This is a genomic window from Glycomyces sp. NPDC048151, assembly GCF_043202775.1.
In the GTDB taxonomy this organism is placed as follows: Bacteria; Actinomycetota; Actinomycetes; order Mycobacteriales; family Micromonosporaceae; genus Glycomyces.
In genome coordinates this window covers 225,633-242,637 of the sequence record NZ_JBIDBB010000007.1, presented here as the reverse complement: position 1 = coordinate 242,637, position 17,005 = coordinate 225,633, and the positions used below count along the sequence as shown (strand labels likewise).

The 17,005-nt window shown below is 70.2% G+C and carries 14 protein-coding genes; 3 read left to right on the top strand and 11 right to left on the bottom strand.

All coding sequences use genetic code 11. The annotated features are described in order from the left end of the window. Positions 1 to 3,569, bottom strand: a 3,569-nt coding sequence (locus ACGGCP_RS18585) for a trypsin-like peptidase domain-containing protein (protein ID WP_392967693.1), incomplete at its 3' end; no start/stop codon positions are given. A gap of 7 nt (positions 3,570 to 3,576) precedes the next feature. Further along, positions 3,577 to 3,981: a CU044_2847 family protein gene (locus ACGGCP_RS18580; RefSeq protein ID WP_392967691.1), complete on the bottom strand. Its 405-nt coding sequence runs from the start codon at positions 3,979 to 3,981 to the stop codon at positions 3,577 to 3,579. Between the two features lie 267 nt (positions 3,982 to 4,248). Between ACGGCP_RS18580 and ACGGCP_RS18575 the strand changes: the two genes are divergently transcribed. Then, positions 4,249 to 4,656, top strand: coding sequence for a hypothetical protein (locus ACGGCP_RS18575; protein WP_392967689.1), 408 nt, complete (start codon positions 4,249 to 4,251; stop codon positions 4,654 to 4,656). Positions 4,657 to 4,791: 135 nt separating this feature from the next. Here the strand turns inward: ACGGCP_RS18575 and ACGGCP_RS18570 are convergent, their stop codons facing one another. From ACGGCP_RS18570 to ACGGCP_RS18530, 9 genes are all read right to left on the bottom strand, one after another. Beyond that, positions 4,792 to 6,126 (bottom strand): beta-eliminating lyase-related protein, encoded by a 1,335-nt coding sequence (locus ACGGCP_RS18570; protein WP_392967687.1) that lies wholly within the window; start codon positions 6,124 to 6,126, stop codon positions 4,792 to 4,794. Between the two features lie 117 nt (positions 6,127 to 6,243). After that, entirely contained in the window at positions 6,244 to 7,425 is a 1,182-nt protein-coding gene (locus ACGGCP_RS18565) for a hypothetical protein (RefSeq protein ID WP_392967685.1), read from the bottom strand. 76 nt (positions 7,426 to 7,501) lie between these two features. Beyond that, positions 7,502 to 8,734, bottom strand: coding sequence for an amidohydrolase family protein (locus tag ACGGCP_RS18560; RefSeq protein WP_392967684.1), 1,233 nt, complete (start codon positions 8,732 to 8,734; stop codon positions 7,502 to 7,504). After that, positions 8,731 to 9,855 carry an ABC transporter substrate-binding protein gene (locus ACGGCP_RS18555; RefSeq protein ID WP_392967682.1) on the bottom strand — a complete coding sequence of 375 codons (1,125 nt, stop codon included), beginning with the start codon at positions 9,853 to 9,855 and terminating at the stop codon, positions 8,731 to 8,733. The genes ACGGCP_RS18560 and ACGGCP_RS18555 overlap by 4 nt, the downstream gene beginning before the upstream one ends. Before the next feature lie 57 nt (positions 9,856 to 9,912). Beyond that, positions 9,913 to 10,767, bottom strand: coding sequence for an ABC transporter permease (locus tag ACGGCP_RS18550; protein WP_392967680.1), 855 nt, complete (start codon positions 10,765 to 10,767; stop codon positions 9,913 to 9,915). Then, positions 10,764 to 11,516 (bottom strand): ABC transporter ATP-binding protein, encoded by a 753-nt coding sequence (locus ACGGCP_RS18545; RefSeq protein ID WP_392967678.1) that lies wholly within the window; start codon positions 11,514 to 11,516, stop codon positions 10,764 to 10,766. The genes ACGGCP_RS18550 and ACGGCP_RS18545 overlap by 4 nt, the downstream gene beginning before the upstream one ends. Positions 11,517 to 11,655: 139 nt before the next feature. Beyond that, positions 11,656 to 12,840 (bottom strand): amidohydrolase, encoded by a 1,185-nt coding sequence (locus ACGGCP_RS18540; protein ID WP_392967676.1) that lies wholly within the window; start codon positions 12,838 to 12,840, stop codon positions 11,656 to 11,658. 21 nt (positions 12,841 to 12,861) lie between these two features. Next, positions 12,862 to 13,605: a sulfite exporter TauE/SafE family protein gene (locus tag ACGGCP_RS18535; RefSeq protein WP_392967674.1), complete on the bottom strand. Its 744-nt coding sequence runs from the start codon at positions 13,603 to 13,605 to the stop codon at positions 12,862 to 12,864. Between the two features lie 89 nt (positions 13,606 to 13,694). Then, entirely contained in the window at positions 13,695 to 14,393 is a 699-nt protein-coding gene (locus ACGGCP_RS18530) for a GntR family transcriptional regulator (RefSeq protein ID WP_392967672.1), read from the bottom strand. Positions 14,394 to 14,465: 72 nt separating this feature from the next. Between ACGGCP_RS18530 and ACGGCP_RS18525 the strand changes: the two genes are divergently transcribed. Together ACGGCP_RS18525 and ACGGCP_RS18520 are read left to right on the top strand one after the other, a co-directional pair. After that, positions 14,466 to 15,515, top strand: a complete 1,050-nt coding sequence (locus tag ACGGCP_RS18525) for an acetamidase/formamidase family protein (protein ID WP_392967671.1) — start codon at positions 14,466 to 14,468, stop codon at positions 15,513 to 15,515. Then, positions 15,508 to 16,665 (top strand): amidase, encoded by a 1,158-nt coding sequence (locus ACGGCP_RS18520; protein WP_392967669.1) that lies wholly within the window; start codon positions 15,508 to 15,510, stop codon positions 16,663 to 16,665. The genes ACGGCP_RS18525 and ACGGCP_RS18520 overlap by 8 nt, the downstream gene beginning before the upstream one ends. The last annotated feature ends 340 nt before the right edge of the window (positions 16,666 to 17,005 follow it).

The window sequence follows — 17,005 nt, the reverse complement described above, 5'->3', positions numbered from 1 at the left end:
CCGCTGATCACGATGGATGTGCCGTCGATCTCGCCGAACGCCACCGCGTTGACCGCGTCGATGTGGTCCTGGAAGTGCAGCATCTGCATCTGGTTCCTGAGGTCCCAGACCCGCACGGTCTCGTCGTCGCTGCCGCTGATCGCGACCGGCGTCCCTCCGATCGCTCCGAAGACGATGGAGTTGACCCAGTCTGCATGGCGCCCAAGGGAAATGTACGGCGCGGCCGATTGAAGGTCCCACACCCGCACAGAGTCGTCCTCGCTGGTGCTCACGGCGACCGGCCTGCGGTCGATCCGGCTGAACGCCACCTTCAAGACTCCACCCGTGTGGCCTTCGAGGACCGCTCGCTGCTCGCCGGTTCTCAGGTCCCAGACCCGCACCGTGTTGTCGTCGCTGCCGCTGATCGCGACCGGAATGTTGTCGATTTCGCCGAACGCCACACTGCTGACCCAGTCGGTGTGGCCTTCGAGGACCGCTCGCTGTGCGCCGGTTCTCAGGTCCCAGACCCGCACTGTGTCGTCCTCGCTGCCGCTGATCGCGACCGGAATGTTGTCGATCTCGCCGAACGCCACAGTGGTCACTTGCTCGGAATGTCCTTCGAGTTCGAGCATCAGCCGCTTTGTCCTGAGATCCCATACGCGCACGATCTCGTCATCGTTGCCGACGATGGCGATCGGCGCCCCGTAGAAGCGGCCGAAGGCTACCGCCTTGACCAATCCGGCTTCGCTGTCGAGCATTGTCTGCTCTCCGGTTCTGAGATCCCAGACCCGAACGGTCTCGTCATCGCCGCCGCTGACGGCGATCGGCGATCCGTCGACCTCGCCGAACGCCACCGATTCGACCCACTCTGTGTGACCTTCCAACACCGCCCGTTGCTTTCCTGCGGCGAGGTCCCATACCCGCACGGTGTTGTCGTCGCCTGCGCTGATCGCTACCGGTGCGCCGTCGACTTTGCCGAACGCCACCGATCGGACCCAGTCGGAATGTCCTTCGAACCGCATCACATGCTCGCGGGTTTCGAGGTCCCAGACCACCACGGGCCCGTCCTCGGTGCCGTTGATGACGAGACTTCGGCCTCCGACCTCCCCGATGGCGAGCCCGATGGGATCCGGAGGTCCGGCAAGGAAGAGTGCGACGGTTTCGCCGGATTCAAGATCCCAGATGTGGATCGTGCCGTCCTCGCCTCCTTCCGCACCAACGCTCCGGTTATCCACAATGCCCTTCCCCATGATCCTGGGGTCTTCGCTGAGCGCTCGGAACACGGTGAGCCGGTAATCGTCGTCGAGCTTCCAGACCAGTTCCTCGCCGTCACCTCCGCGGAAGAGGACACGGTCGTCTTCCTCTTCGATGTTCGCGTCGCCTCGCCGATGCGCGGTCGAGTACGCCTGCACGAGGTTCGGATCGAAGACGCCTCCGACGCACCAGCGCGGGCGCCAGCAGGCTTCGGCGCTCTCGATGCCGAAGTTCTTGACACCAGCCCTGGCCAGGTCGATGAGGATTCGCTGCGCACGGGCACTGCCGGGAGGAATCGCCTGGTAGAGGTGGGCTCTGGTGCGATAGGCGGAGGCGATGCGCCGCTCCCGGATCCCCGGTTGTGCACGCATGGCCGCGAGCAGGGTAGACGGATCGGCGTAGCTGAGGAAGTCCAGGCTCTTCAGGAGCTCATCGAGTTGGTTGCCTGCGGCCGCATGCGTGGCGAGGGACCTGGTGAGATAGCTCGGGGCCCGGTCCCAGCCGATGCGCTCGACTCGCTGCTGGAACTCCTTCGCGAGCTTGGCATTGCATTCCTCGATGGACCTGCGATCCTCCTTAATCCATTCGCGGGCGGCGTCGATGAGGGCCTGGTGGAACAGCTGGAATTGCGGGACGGCCCCTGTGCTCGCTTCGATGAGAAAGTTCGCAGCGGGCCCCTTGGCGAAGGCCAGCAATGCATCAGGCTCGACGGTCACGTTCTCGAGGCAGTTGACGGCGGCCGTCCACAAGTCGACTGTGAACCCGGGCGATTCGGCGAAGGCCAACGCGGTGAGCATCTCGCGGGCGTCGGCACTGACTCCCTTGATCTTCGGCAGGCACTCGAGGTATTCGCGGAACGCGTCCTTGGCGGCCCCAGAAAACTGGATGTCTTCGGGCGCGACTGGTTCAACGTCGAGGAGGCCGTGCCGATGCGCGAGAAGACTGGCGACGAGGAAGTTGGTGTTGGAGACCTCGGCGATCCGAACGGCGATGGGCATTGCAATCGCGTCGTCCTCGTAGACGGCGACATTGCGGTCGCGGCTGGTGTCCTGGAGAGTGGCGCTGACGAAGCGGACGAGGTCGTCGGGGTCGAAGTAGTCGTCGGTGTCGAGGTCGATGAAGGCGGCGTCGCTGAGGAGCTTGCCGACATCGACTCCGGCATATTTGCGGGAGCCGATGACGACGCTCGCGGCGCGGATCGCGGCGAGAGGCTTGATGATCTTGACGATCACGTCGCGGACCGGGTTGCCGGACTTCTTCCTGCGTCCGGGAACGACCTCGTCGAGGGCGTCGATGACGACGTTGAAGCGTTCGCGGTCGGCGAGCGCGACGTTGATGCGAACCGGAAACCGGTCGATGTCCTGCAGCTCATGGAGTCCGGCGGCGAGCAGGATCTCCGCTGCGATCTCGTCCGGTGTCTTGCCTTTGGCGTGGACAGCGCAGTGCACGGAACCCGGCTTGGCGGAGATCCACTCGTCGGCCGCGCCTCGGTGGCCGTCCGCCGGAGCGGTGACCGCAGTGGTGACGATCCGGGCGAGCACTGCGGACTTGCCGGCGCCGGGATTGCCGGTGACGACCGTGGGGATGTTCGGTGTCGGTTTGTCGGCGAGCGCCTTGTTGATCTGGCGGAGCGCGACCGAGCGGCCGCTGAAGCGCGAGCCGCTCAGGGCGAGGGTGGAGCCGGTGGCGCGCGGGCCCCAGTGGGACTCGTAGTCGCTGGTCTTGATGGGGAACCGGCCGATGCGGTCTTCGAGTTCGGGCCAGAGGTCTTGGAGACTGTCCAGTGTGAGCATGGCGCCGCTGCCGTTTGCTTCAGCGGAGACGACGATGCCGATGACCGCTTCGACGTTCGAGTCCCAGACCGGGCCGCCAGAGAACCCTCCCTTGAGGATGTCGCCTTCGGTCGTGGAGCGGTTGAGCTGGATGCGGCCGCGGTGCGTCTGGTCCCAGAGCACGACTTCGGCGACCGAGGAGACCGACGACTCGGCCCAGGGGAAGCCGCGCGCTTTGGCTTGCCGCCCTTTGAATGTAGTGGCGCGGTGAAGCGGGGGCGGGGCCATGTCGGGGATCTCGTCGTCGAGTCGGAGGACCGCGAAGTCCTCCGACCGGTCGCTGTCGTAGTGCGAGAAGAGGACCGTCGCGCCGATCCGTCCGGGGACGGCCTTGTTGAAGGGCAGTTCGAGGAGGACCGGCTCACCGTTGGTCGCGGCGCTGGCGAGGACATGGGCGCAGGTGATGACATGGCGCTGGTCGATTGCGATGCCGGTGCCTGCGGTGGCCGTGCCGTCGTTCGTCTTCGCGAGGACGCGCACGAGCCAGGAGGGGTTGTCGAACATGCGGCGCCTACTGTCCGGCGTCGGCGGGGTTGCTCCAGCTGAACTTGAGCTCGATGTGCGTCTCGCTCTTGAGGGAGACGGCTTTGAGGCTGCCGGAGCCGTCGAACTTGAAGCCCATGGTGACCTCGATGCCGCTCGGGGCGCGTTCGAGGTCCTTGATCTCTTCGAGGATCGCGCCGGACACGGCGACGACGGACTTGAGCGACTTGTCGAGGGCGGTGGCGGCCTCCTTGCCCATGGCCCCGGCGAGGCGGCCGAGGGCGCTGGCCTCGGAGGGCTTGGTCCCGGGAGTCCCGGGCGTCCCAGGGGTCCCGGGAGTCGCGGGCGGATCGGTCAGCTCGGCGTCGTCGACCTCGACGAGGAGTCTCGGGGCGTCGGGTTCGTCGTTGATGCGGACTGCGATGGTTGCCACCGCTGCTCCCTCCATGCCAGTGGACGCCGCGGCCGGGCGGCGAGACACCGATGGGGTGCAACGTCCTCCACGGCCCGGAAGGTCCAGTCAAGGAACATGATTCTCTCATGTCCGCACCACAGCGGGGTCTTCGAAGACGCCGGTCAACCGGGGAGCCGAGGATGTCAGCGGGGGCGACAGGTTCGCGTCAGGGCGGTGCAAGTCGGGCGGCCCATAGTTGCTTCATCAACGAGGAACACCTCACCGAAACGAAGATGGAGCAAGAAGATGAGCATCAGCCTTTCCGCCCAGGACCAGACCGTCATCCGCACCGCCGCTTACGGCGTCGTCACCCTCATGTCCTTCGCCGGGATCGCCGGTTCGGCCCACAAGGTCAGCACCGACGGGTCGCTGGCGCTGACCGCCGCGACCGGCGCGGTCGGGCACGCCCTCGCCGGGGCGAAGGCCAAGGACCTGAAGTTCCCGGGCAAGTCCGCCGCTGCGATCGCCGACCAGGTGCTGCCTGCGGTCACCGAGTCGGTGAAGCTGCTGGAGGCGCAGGACCCGGCGGAGGCCGAGAACTTCCGCTCCACGGTCCGCGTCGCCGTCGAGGCCGCGACCCGCGCGCACAAGGGCGCGCCGAGCCCGGTCATGGCCGAGATGACCCGCAAGATCGAGGAGGCGCTGAACGCTTAAGCGCCGCAAGCGCACCCACGCCGCCGTGCCCGAAGGCACGGCGGCGTAATCCGTTCTCGGAGGTGCTTTTGCGGGTGCGGACGGGCTGCATTCGGGCTGCGTTGCCCCTCCCGAAAAGCAGTGTGCAGGGGCGTGTCAGGCCTCGATCGCGCGGCGGACGATGCGCACGAAGTTGCGCACGTCGTCTTCGTTCGTGTCGTAGGAGGTCATCCAGCGGACGACGCCGCGGTCGGGGTCCCAGACGTAGAAGTGCGCTTCGTTCTGCAAGCGCGGCAGCAGCTCCGGGTCGACCTTGACGAACACGCCGTTGGCGTAGACCGGCTGGTCGAGGGTCAGTCCGGGGAGCTCGGCGACGCTCTCGGCGAGGAGGCGGGCCATGGCGTTCGCCTGCCGGGCGTTCGCGAGCCACAGCTCGCGCTCCAGTAGGGCCTGGAACTGGGCCGCGATGAACCGCATCTTGGAGAGCGTCTGCATGGCCTGCTTCTGCATGTACATGAAGTGCTCGCTCAGGCTCCGGTCGAAGAAGAGCACGGCCTCGCCCATCATCATGCCGTTCTTGGTGCCGCCCAAGGAGAACACGTCGACTCCGGCGCCGGAGGTGAGCGCCTTCAGGTCGGTGTCGAGGGCCGCGGCGGCGTTGAAGATCCGGGCGCCGTCGAGGTGGAGGAGCATGCCGTGCTCGTGGCAGCAGTCGGCGATCGCGCGCACTTCCTCCGGCGTGTAGAGCGTGCCGAGCTCGGTCGGGTTGGAGATGCTGACGACGCGGGTCGGGTTGTGCCGGTCGACGCCGTCGAACGCGACGCGGTGGCGCTCGATGAGCGGCACGGTGAGTTTCCCGTCGGGCGTGGGGATCGCGATGATCTTGCAGCCCAGGTAGTTCTCGGGCGCGGCGGCCTCGTCGGTCGCGATGTGGGCGCTCGCGGCGCAGAGGACGGACTCCCAGGAGCGGGTGACCGCCTTGAGGCCCAGCACGTTGGCGGCGGTCCCGTTGAAGACGAAGTAGACCGCGGCGTCGCCGAAGGCGTCGCGGATCGCGCCGACCGCCTGGCGGGTCTGGAGGTCGTGGCCGTACGCGCCGGCGTAGCCGACGTTGACGCGGTTGAGGGCGGCCATGACGTCGGGGTGGACGCCCGCGTTGTTGTCGCTCGCGAACGCGCCGAAGACGGTCTGGTCGATGATCCGCTCGAGCTCCTCGTCGGACGGGTTCGACTCGTTGTAGGCGAGCCACTCGTCGAACGTGACCTCGCCGTTCCCGTCGGCGTCGACCTGCGCGGCCATGCGTTCGAAGCGCTGCACCAGGGTTGCTCGCAGGGCCTCGGCTTCGGGGCTGCCTTCGGACTGGTTCCGGCTCTCGGCGACCGTGGCGGCGAGGAGTTCGAAGTCGCGGCGTTCGATCACGCCGCTCTTGTCGGAGTCGAGGATCGCGAAGATGCGTTCGAGTTTGCGGTGTTCGGCGGAACTTGCGGCCACGGGGTCCTCCTGGGCGCTTCGGCACGGGTCGGGCGCCGTCCCGTTCGGCGTCGGCGCCCTAGTCGCAGCCAGGGTAGGACCGCGTGACGGTGTTTCCGGGTCGCGACACTCCGGGGATCAGTACCACTCCCAGCAGACCGTGTAGGAGTGCTCGGGGAATTCGGGACTGCTCCAGGTGGACCAGCCGTAGCCCTCGCAGAAGGCCGTGGCCTCGTAGTCGCTGGTGCGGCCCATGACACGGGTGTTGGCGGACTCGCAACTGTCGGCGAAGCCGAACGTGTCGTCTTCGTACAGGACCATGCACGTGTACTGCTCGGCGTAGCCGATGTCGTCGGGGTAGACGATCTGGAGGCACAGCGTCACGTCGAAGTAGCTGTCGGCGGTGCTGTAGGTGCGGGCGCGGTCGCCGTAGCCGTCGTTGGTGCACGCGTACGTGTCCGCTTGGCCCTCATAGCGTTCGATCACGCGGAAGGCGCCGGTGTCGCACGAGGTGGTGGTCCAGGCCGAGCTGTAGTCGTTGGGGCCGTAGACGCATTCGCCGAGCTGGGCGCGGTAGGCGGTGTCGCCTTCGATCGCGATGTAGGCCATGCACAGCACGCGGGAGGTGACCGTGGAGGTGACCGACTGGTCGGAGGCGTCGTTCCAGTCGCAGGCGGCGAGGTCGCTCGTGCCCTCGACGATGTCAATGACTTCGAACGCCCCGGCGTCGCAATAGGTCCACTCGATGGTGACCTCGACGTCGCCGTAAACGTAGTAGCAGTCGCCGATGGCAGCGTCGGCGACCGGATCGGGCTCGGTGTACTCCTCCTCCGTGTATTCCTCGGTGTACTCGTCGGCCGTCTCGTCGGGGACCCAGCCGTCGGTCGGTTCGAAGCCGAAGTCGACGGTCTCGGTCGACGTGTCGGGGACCGGGTCGGTGCCGTCGTCGGCGTTCGCGACGCTGACGCCGACGATGCCCGCGAGAACGACGCCGCCGATCGCGGCCCAGCCCTTCAACGTCAGGCCGAGCACGGCCTTGACCGGGACGACCCCGTCGCCGATCGGGATCGGGATCTGCGCGTCGGCGAGCGGAATGTTGCCGGTGACGCCGTGGTCGGGGTCGAGTCCGAGGCTGGCGGCCTCGCCGGACGGGACGTTCAGATCGGGGCCGCCGCCGTTCGGGTCGGCTTGCGGCGCACCGACACCGAAGCTCACGCCGAGGCCGGGCGAGCCGTCGTCCTCGGAGGCGGGGCGGGCACCGGGCCGCTTCTTGTCCTTGTCTGGCTTGTCGTCGTGTTCACGCGGGCCGTTCGAGTCCATGGGCGCTCCTGATCGAAGGGGGGTGGGCTTCGATCACGAGCGTGCGGCGGCCGGTCACGCGTCCGTCCCGGTCCGGTCACGTCCTGTCGAGGAGCGATCCCGACCTGATCACGGCCGCGACCGGCGCGGACTGGAGGAGGGCTTCGTCGGCGGACGCGGCTTCGAGGACGACGAGGTCGGCGCGCGAGCCGGGGGTCGGGCCGTGCGTGGGGAGGCCGAGGATCGCAGCGGGGTTGACGGTGATCGCGTCGAGGAGGATCGCTCGGTCGGCTGCGGAGACGGCGCGGAAGAGCAGGCCCGCGAGCCAGGCGGCTTGGAGCTGGCTGCCGTTCCCGTAGGGCGCGAACGGGTTGCACAGGTTGTTGTTGGTGATAGCCACGGCCATGCCGGCGTGCGCGGCGCGCAGGATCGGGGCGACGGGGCGGGTCGCGTGCCAGTTCGTGGCTTCGCGGGGGCGGCCGGTGAGGTAGAGGTCGGTGGCGGGCATGACGGCGAGGGCGATCCCAGCGTCGGCGAGGGTGTCGAAGGCGCGGTCAGCCTGTTCGGGCGTCATGGCGGCGAGGGTGGTGACGTGGCCGATCGCGACGCGGCCGTGCATGCCGTGGGCGCGGGTGCGTTCGGCGACGAGGCCGATGAGGGACGCGTCAGGGTCGTCGCTGAAGTCGAGGTGCAGGTCGACGGGTGCGTCGTGGGCCTCGGCGAGGTCGAAGACGTAGTCGAGGTGGGCGGCCGGGTCGGCGTCGACATAGGGGCAGCCGCCGACGACGTTCGCGCCGGAGGCCATGGCGCCCTTGAGGAGTTCGCGGTTGCCGCCGAGTTCGAGGCCGCGCTGCGGGAACGCGACGGTTTGGAGGCTGATGCGGTCGGCGTTGCGGGCGGCGAGGTCGGCGTGGAGGTCCATGAGGTCGAGGCCGACCGCTGGGTCGAGTTCGACCATGGCGCGGGCGGCGAGGGTGCCGTTGCGCACCAGGGTGTCGACGGCACGCTGGGCTCCGGTCGCGACCACTTCAGGGCCGAGGCGGGGACGGAGGCGGGCGACGGCGGCAATCGCGTCGCCGAGGTCGGCGGTGAGTTCGGCGCCTTCGGCGGCGAGTTCGCGCGCGATCGGTTCGAGGAGGAAGGCCTTGTCGAGGTGGACGTGCGCATCGGTGAAGGCGGGGAGGACCGCGCGGCCTGCGGCGTCGAAGGTCGCGGGGGCGGCGGGGCCTGCACCCGGGGCGGCGGCCCGGACGACCTGTCCCCCTTCGAGGAACAGGTCGGCCGGGCCGCCCGGGAGGCTCGCGTCCAGGATTGCGTCCAGGGCCGTCACTGGAGGCCGATCGACTCGTCGATGAACTCGTTCGTCATGATGTCGGCGGGCGCGATGCCCTCCGGGATCTCCTCGCCCTGGGCCTCGAAGAGCGGCACGACCGAGTCGATGACCCGCTGCACCCGCTCCTCGTCGAAGTTCCCGAGCGTCGCATCCGGGCCGTTGCCGACGATGCCTTCGGCGAGTTGGACCTCCACCGAGTTCTCGTTGCCCGCCAGCGTGATCGGGGGCCCGTCCGGGATCGTCTCGGCGATCTCCAGGATCGCCCCGTTCACCGGCGCGGGGTCGTTCACGTAGTCGACCTGCGCCTGCTGGAGCATCGGCACCAGCGCCTCCAGGCACGGGCGCAGCTCCTCCAGCTCGCCCGAGCGCACCGACCACGCGTGCGGGTAGATCTCGTAACCCGACTCGTGGACGAGCAGGTAGTCGGCCGGTTTCATCCAGCCCTCGACGTCGTGCTCCCAGCGGTAGGGCTCGTTCGAGACGTACCCCTGCTGCATCGAAGCGCCGCCGTCGGCGACGAACCGCGCCGGGGTGCCGTCGAACGACGCGTCGGCCTGCGACTCGTCGACGTAGCCGTTCGCGATGAGGTAGTCCATGAAGACCTTGCCCTCGGAGTAGACGACGGGCGCGCCGGTGCCCGGCACGTCGTCCCACGAGTCGATGTCGTAGGTCGCCGGGTCGAACATGATGATCTGCGGGTTGATGTCGAGCGAGGCGAACACGCCCGTCACCGGGAACTCGGCGTTGGCGCGCACCGCGTCGTCGGTGGGCACGAAGCCGAGCGTGATCGACGTGTCCTGGTACATCTGGGCCGGGATCGGCTGGCCGCCGAGGAACGGACCGCCTAGGCGCACTTCGACGTTGACGCCGGTGTCGCCGAGCGGGCCGGTGTAGGCGCCCTTGGCGGCGTCGACCGTGCCGTCGGGGCCGACGAGCTGGAACGCGGCCGCGCGTTCGGGCGTGGCGAACCAGTCCGTCTGAATGACCACAGTGGAGGGGCAGATGTCGGCGAGCGGGCCCTCGCCGGTGGGTTCGGGGGCGGCGGTCTGGGCGGTGCACGCCGCGAGGAGGCTCGCTCCGGTCGCGGCCGCGAGGGCGGCGGTGAGTCGGCGGGACATAGGGGTCTCCTAAGAGGTCGATGGGGTCGGGGCTCGCGGCGGTGGGAGCGGGAGGGATCAGCGCTTGCCGTGCAGCCGGTCGACGCGACCGGCGAGCAGGTCGAAGCACCAGAACAGGCACAGGCCGACCAGCGACGAGAGCAGCAGGGCGGTGAGGAGCTCCTCGGTGGCGAGGCGCTGGCGGTAGACGTCGATCATGCGGCCGATGCCCGGATCGCCTTGGCGGAAGAAGAAGTCCGCGACGATCGAGCCGATGATGGCCTGGCCGCCGGAGATCTTGAACCCGGAGATCATCGCCGGGAGCGCGGCGGGCAGCTGGAGCTTCCAGAGGCGCTGGAAGCGGCCCGCGCCGTGCAGGGTGAACAGGTCGTGCTGGGCCGGGGCCACGGACTTCAGGCCGAACAGGGTGTTCGTGATGACCGGGAAGAGGGCGACCATGACGCAGACGATGACGCGCGAGCCGAACTCGTACCCGAACCAGAACCCGAAGAGCGGCACGACCGCGAGGATCGGGATCGTCTGCAGGACGACGGCGTACGGGTAGAGGGAGTACTCGGCCCAGCGGGTCTGGCTCATGACCACCGCGAAGAGCACGCCGAGGACGATCGCGAGCGCGAGGCCGACGAGCGCGACCTGGACGGTGGACCACAGGGCCGTCAGGATCTCGGTGCGCGCCACCGGGTTGAGCAGGCCTTGGGAGAGGACCTCCTCGGGCGAGGGCAGCAGGAACCGGGACTCGGCGGGGATGAGCAGGTGGCTGGCGGCGGCCCACGCGGCGATGACGACGACGAAGACGGCGACGGGCGCGAACACGCGCACGGGCGCGGTCTTGAACGGCCAGAGCGTGCGTTCGGTCTGGGGCGCTTCGGGTTCGGCGGCGGTCTTGGGTGCGGTCTCGAGGGTGGCGGTCATACGCGGGCCTCCTGCTTCGCGCCGCGCAGGGCGGCGGAGACGTCGGCGGCGACGGCGGCGAACTCGGCGGTGTAGCGCAGTTCGGGGTCGCGGGGGTAGGCGAACGGGACGGGGATGTCGGCGGCGACGCGGCCGGGCTGGCCGTTGAGGACGACGACGCGGGTCGACATGAAGACGGACTCGGGGACGGAGTGGGTGACGAAGACGCCCGCGAAGCCGTCGCGGACGAAGAGGTTGCCGACTTCCTCGTTGAGGCGCTGGCGGGTGATCTCGTCGAGGGCGCCGAAGGGCTCGTCGAAGAGGAAGACCTCGGGGCGGAGGGTGAGGGCGCGGGCGATGGAGGCGCGCATGCGCATGCCGCCGGAGAGCTGGGCGGGGCGGTGGTGCTCGAAGCCGGCGAGGCCGACGCGTTCGACGGCGTCGCGGGCGCGCTCGCGGCGTTCGGCTTTGGGGACGCCGGCGAGTTCGGCGGGGAGCTCGACGTTGCGGGCGACGGTGCGCCAGGGCAGGAGGGTGGCCTCCTGGAAGACGTAGCCGAGGTGGTCGGTGGCGACTTCGACGCTTCCGGTCGTGGCCGTTTCGAATCCGGCGGCGAGGCGGAGCATCGTGGACTTGCCGCAGCCGGAGGGCCCGACGAGGGAGACGAACTCGCCGGGGCGGATCTGGAGGTCCACTTCGTCGAGGGCGCGGGTTCCGTTCGCGAAGGTGAGTGAGACGCCGTGGAAGGCGAGGGCCGGGTCGATGCTCATCGCGACCACCGCTGGCAGTCGTATACATGACCCGGCCCGGGCTTGGGACTGTGGTTGAGCCGTGGGTTCATGGCTCAGTTTTATAGGTATACCATTGCGATCCGCGAACCGAACCGTTACGAGAATATTTCGTATACAATCATCCGATGATGGTGCCGTTGTGCGCGACGACGTTGCCGCCCTTGACGACGAGCTTGCGCTGCGGGACGCTGACCACGGCTTCCGCCGGTGCGTCGGCGTCCACGGCCACGAGATCGGCGTTGCATCCAATCGCGAGCCCGTAGCCTTCGAGGCCGAGAACGCTTGCGCCGCCATGGGTTCCGGCCGCGAGCGCGAGTTCGATCTCCTCGTCGGCCACGAGGCGGTCGCGGAAGGCGACCTGGTTGACCTTGCGGAGCAGGTCGCCGTCGCCGTACGGGGTCCACAGGTCGCGGATGCCGTCGTTGCCGACGGCCAGGCGCGCGCCGACCTCGTCCATGAGCCGCACCGGGATCACGGGCGCGCCGCCGACGGCGCAGGTGATCATGGCGACCCCGGCGTCACGGAGGCCCTCGGCGATGCGGCGCTGGTGGTCGGGTTCGAGGCCGCCCATGGCGTAGGCGTGGCTGATGGTGACGCGCCCGGCGAGGCCGGTCGCCTTGGTGCGCTGGATGATCAGCTCGTACTCCCAGGCGCCGAGGAGGCCCTGGTCGTGGAGGTGGACGTCGATCTTCGCGCCGTAGCGTTCGGCGAGGCCGAAGACGAGGTCGAGCTGCCCGGCGGGGTCGCGGTCGAACCCGGCGGGGTCGAGGCCGCCGATGACCTCGACGCCGTCCTTCAGGGCCGCTTCGAGGAGTTCAGCGGTGCCGGGGCGGGTGAGGAGGCCGCCTTGGGGGAAGGCGACGAGTTCGACGTCGACCTTCCCGGCGAGCCGGGCGGCGGCCTCGCGGACGGCTTCGACGCCGCCGAGGCCGACCTCGGGGTCGATGTCGATGTGGCTGCGCACGTGCGTCGTGCCGTGGGAGACCATGGCGGACAGGAGGTTCGCGGCGTAGTCGGGGTTGGGGAGGCCGAGTTCTTCGCGGCGGCCCTCGCCGTTGCGGATGCGCCCTTCGAGGGTGCGGCCGCCGGTGTTGGGGGTCCAGGGGCCGCCGAACATGGTCTTGTCGAGGTGGCAGTGGGCGTCGACGAAGCCGGGGAGGACGATCGCGCCGTCGAGGTCGATGACCTGGGCGGCGTCGCCGGCGGGAGTGGCGATGCGGCCGTTCGTGATGGCGATGTCGGTGATGGCGAGGGGTTCGCCGGGGGTCCAGGGGCGGGCGTTGCGGAGGAGGAGGTCGGTCATGGATGGGTCCTTTCTGGAGGGTCAGGTCAGGAGCATGGCGCCTCCGGCGGCGGTGCCGAAGGCGATGACGAGGACGCGGAAGGCGATGGGGCGCAGCTTGTCGGCGAGTCTCGCTCCGGCGGCGCCGCCGAGGAGGCAGGCGGGCGCGAGGACGAGGACCGTGAGCCAGTCGACGGGGCCGAAGAGCGCGACGGCCACGGTCGCCGTGGTGGAGACGGTGAGGGTGAGCAGGCTTTTGAGGCCGTTGAGGCGGTTGATCGCGGCGTTGACGCCGAGGGCGAGGGCGGTGAGGAGCACGATGCCCATGCCGCCGTTGAAGTACGCGCCGTAGACGCCGCCGGCGAAGACGCCGAGGTAGAGGAGGGCCCTGGAGTCGGTCTCGCGGGCGGCGAGGCGCTTGGTGATCAAGGGCTGCAGGGCGAAGAGCGCGGTCGCGGCGAGGACGAGGTACGGGACGAGCGCGGTGAAGACCTCGGCCGGGGCGGCGAGGAGGGCGACGGCGCCGCAGACGGCGCCGAGCGCGCCGGTGAGGACCAGGCGCGGCACGAGCGGGCGGAAGTCGGCCAGGCGCGAGCGCAGCGCGGCGGCCCCGCCGAGGTAGCCGGGCCAGACGGCGACGGCGTTGGTGACCGTCGCGGTGACCGGCGGCAGGCCGAGGGCCAGGAGTGCGGGGAACGAGAGGAGGCTGCCGCCTCCGGCGATGGCGTTGCAGACGCCCGCGCCGAAACCGGCGGCGAGCAGCAGGGCGATATGCGCGGGGTCCATGGAGTCCTTCCGGGAAGCGGCGGACCCAATCGTATACAACGATTCGCGAAGGCGTTTCGAGGGCGCTGGAGGGCCGGTTCGGGAACGCGTCAGGCGGCGGTCGGGGCCGGGTCCTCCGGGGCCTGCTCGGGCTGGCGCTCGCGCCTGCGGTAGGCGTGCGTGGCCTTGGCGACGTGCTCGGCGAGGAGGGCCGCCGCGCGGTCGGCGTCGCCGTCGGCGATGGCCGCGACGATCTGGTCGTGCTCGGTCCAGGAGTCCTCGGCCCGGCGCGGCAGCTCCACCGCGTACACCCACGCGATCTTCTGGCTGACCTGCCGGATCATCTGGCCCAGCACCTCCGAGCCGGAGGCCTCGGCGATGACCTCGTGGAACCGCGAGTTCAGGCGCGGCAGCTCCGCGAGCCGCCCGTCCTGCACCGCGTCCCAGCCCAGGTTCAGCAGCTCCTTCAAGCGGCCCAGCTGCTCGGGCGTGCGCTTCACCGCCGCGCGCGCCGCGCACATCGGCTCGATCGCCGCGCGGAGCTCAAGCAGGTCCTCCGCCTCGGCCTCGCTCAACTCGCGCACGAACACGCCCACATACGGCTTGGCCTCGACGAACCCCTCCGCCTCGAGCACCCGCAGCGCCTCGCGGACCGGCACCCGCGACACCCCGTACCGCGCCGCCAGCGACTCCTCGGTGAGGCGCTCGCCGGGCGCGTGCACGCCCCGGATGATGTCCTCGCGCACCGCCCGCACCGCCTCCTGCGGGGAACGGCGCGGCGCCTTCTCAGATGCCCGGTCGCCTGCCATGAAAAGCCTCCACTACGATCAGGCCACCATTGTCGTATACAGTCCCTCGCCCCCGGAACGCGGTGCCTCCTCATGACGCTCCTTCAGCCGCTCGGCGCGAACGACCGCGCCGACAACTACCTTCCTTCCCGGCCCGACACCGTCAGCTGGGGCCTCCTGCCGAACGCGGCGAGCGCGCCGGTCCTGCGCGTCGCCTCCGGTGACGCCGTCGTGGTCGACACGGTCAGCCACGAAGGCCTCCTCGAAGACCAGGGCGGCGACCCGGCGGCGTTCTTCGCCGCACACGGGATCGGTGCGGTCCTGGAGGACGCGGCCGCGATCGCGCGCGACTGCGAGCGCAAGCCCGACGCGGGCCCGCACGTCGTCACCGGTCCGATCGGCGTCGCCGGCGCGGAGCCGGGCGACGTGCTCGAAGTCGAGGTGCTGCGGCTGGAACGCCGTGCGCCGTACGGAGTCGTGAGCAACCGGCACGGGCGCGGGGCGCTCGCCGGGGAGTATCCGCTCGGCGAGGAGAACGTCAGCATCGTCGCCACTGTGGACGATCAGGAGCGGGGCGTCATCCCGGTCGGCGACGGCCGGTCGCTGCGGTTCGGGCTCGCGCCGTTCCTCGGCATCATGGGGACCGCGCCCGCCACGGACGCGCCGGTCCACTCGGTGCCGCCGGGCGCGCACGGCGGGAACCTCGACATCCGGCTGCTGGGCGCGGGATCGAAGCTGTACCTGCCGGTCGCGGTGCCGGGCGCGTCGTTCTACACGGGCGACCCGCATTTCTCGCAGGGGGACGGCGAGGTCGCGCTCACCGCGTTCGAAGCGCCGCTGCGGGCGACGCTGCGGCTTACCGTCCACTCGGACCCGGCCGCGCGGCGACTCGCCGCCGCCCTCGGCGGGCCGTTCGCCGAGACTGCGGAACACTGGATCACGACCGGACTCGACGAGGACCTGGACGAGGCCGTCCGCAAGGCGACCCGGAGCGCGCTCGCGTTCCTGCGCGAGCGGCACGGCCTGCCCGGGCCGGTGGCGCTCGCGTATCTGAGCGCGGCGGTCGACCTGCGGATCTCGCAGGTCGTCGACCTCGTCAAGGGCGTCCACTGCACACTGCCGAAGGAGCTGGGCCTTGACTGATCCGTTCATCTCGACGTTCGAGGACGCCGGACACGAAGGGCCCCTTGCGGGTCTGCGGCTGGCGGTGAAGGACCTGTTCGACCTCGCGGGCGTGCCGACCGGCGCGGGGAACCCGCGGTGGCGCGAGACGCACGGGACTCCGGGCGAGGACGCGGTCGCGGTGGCGCTGCTGCGCGCGGCCGGGGCGCGGGTCGTCGGGAAGACGATCACCGATGAGCTGGCGTGGAGCCTGAACGGGACGAACGCGCACTACGGCACGCCGGAGAACCCGGCCGCGCCGGGTCGGGTGCCGGGCGGGTCGTCGTCGGGGTCGGCTTCGGCGGTCGCGTTGGGGCTGGCTGACATCGGGCTGGGGACGGACACGGGCGGGTCGATTCGCGTCCCGGCGTCCTACTGCGGGCTGTTCGGTCTGCGGCCGACGCACGGGCGGGTGAGCCTGGAGGGCGCGGTGCCGCTGGCGCCGTCGTTCGACACGGCCGGGGTGCTCACGCGGGACGCGGCGACGCTGCGGCTGGCGATGGGCGTGTTGCTCGAAGGCGTGGCGGAGGCCGGGCCGATCACGCGTCTGCTTGCGCCGCAGGACATCTGGGCGGAGATTCCGGAGGCGACGCGGGCGGTGGTGATGGCGAAGGCGGAGTCGCTGGGCCTGCCGATCGACCGCGAACCGTTCTTCCCGGAGGGCGCGGACCCGTCGGGCGGGGCCCCGGGGCGCTTGGACGCGACGCCGCTGGAGACCGCGCGGGTCGCGTACGCGACCCTGCAGGCTTGGGAGGCTTGGCAGACGCACGGGGGGTGGATCGAGGCGAATGCGCCGGAGTTCGGGCCGGGCGTGGCGGCGAGGTTCGCGAACGCGGCGAAGCTGGTGAGCGCGGATATCGAAGCGGCGCAACGGATCCGCAGCGGCGTCACGGCGCTCGTGCGCGAGCGCCTGCCGGAGGGCACGGCCCTGGCGATCCCGGCCGCGCCGGGACCGGCGTTCACGATCGGCGACCAGCCGAATCGTGAGGCGATCGTGCGGCTGACATGCATCGCAGGGCTGTCGGGCGCACCGGGTCTGGCCGTCCCGGCCGGAACGGTCGACGGTCTGCCGGTGGGCCTCCAACTCGTCGCGGCGCAGGGCGGCGACGAGCGCCTGCTGGAACTGGCCTGAGGTCAGCCGGGCTGGAGCGCGCGTGGCGGGCGGTCAGCCCGCGCGATCAAGCGGCGTACCGCAGTAGCGTGCTCGGGCACGTGCTTGGACGCACGCTCGTGTGCTCGGATGCTGTAGGCCTGCGAGTCGGACACGAGTCGCCGGTCGCCGGTCGCCGGTCGCCGGTCGCCGGTCGCCGGTCGCCGGTCGCCGGTCGCCGGTCGCCGGTCGCCGGTCGCCGGTCGCCGGTCGCCGAATTGTCATACCCCCGTGCGACATTGGATTCGGGGGCGCTTGCGGACCGACACTCCCGACCCCGGGGGCCGAACCCGCCTCTCCGGTCGGCCCCGCCGAGGGCCGT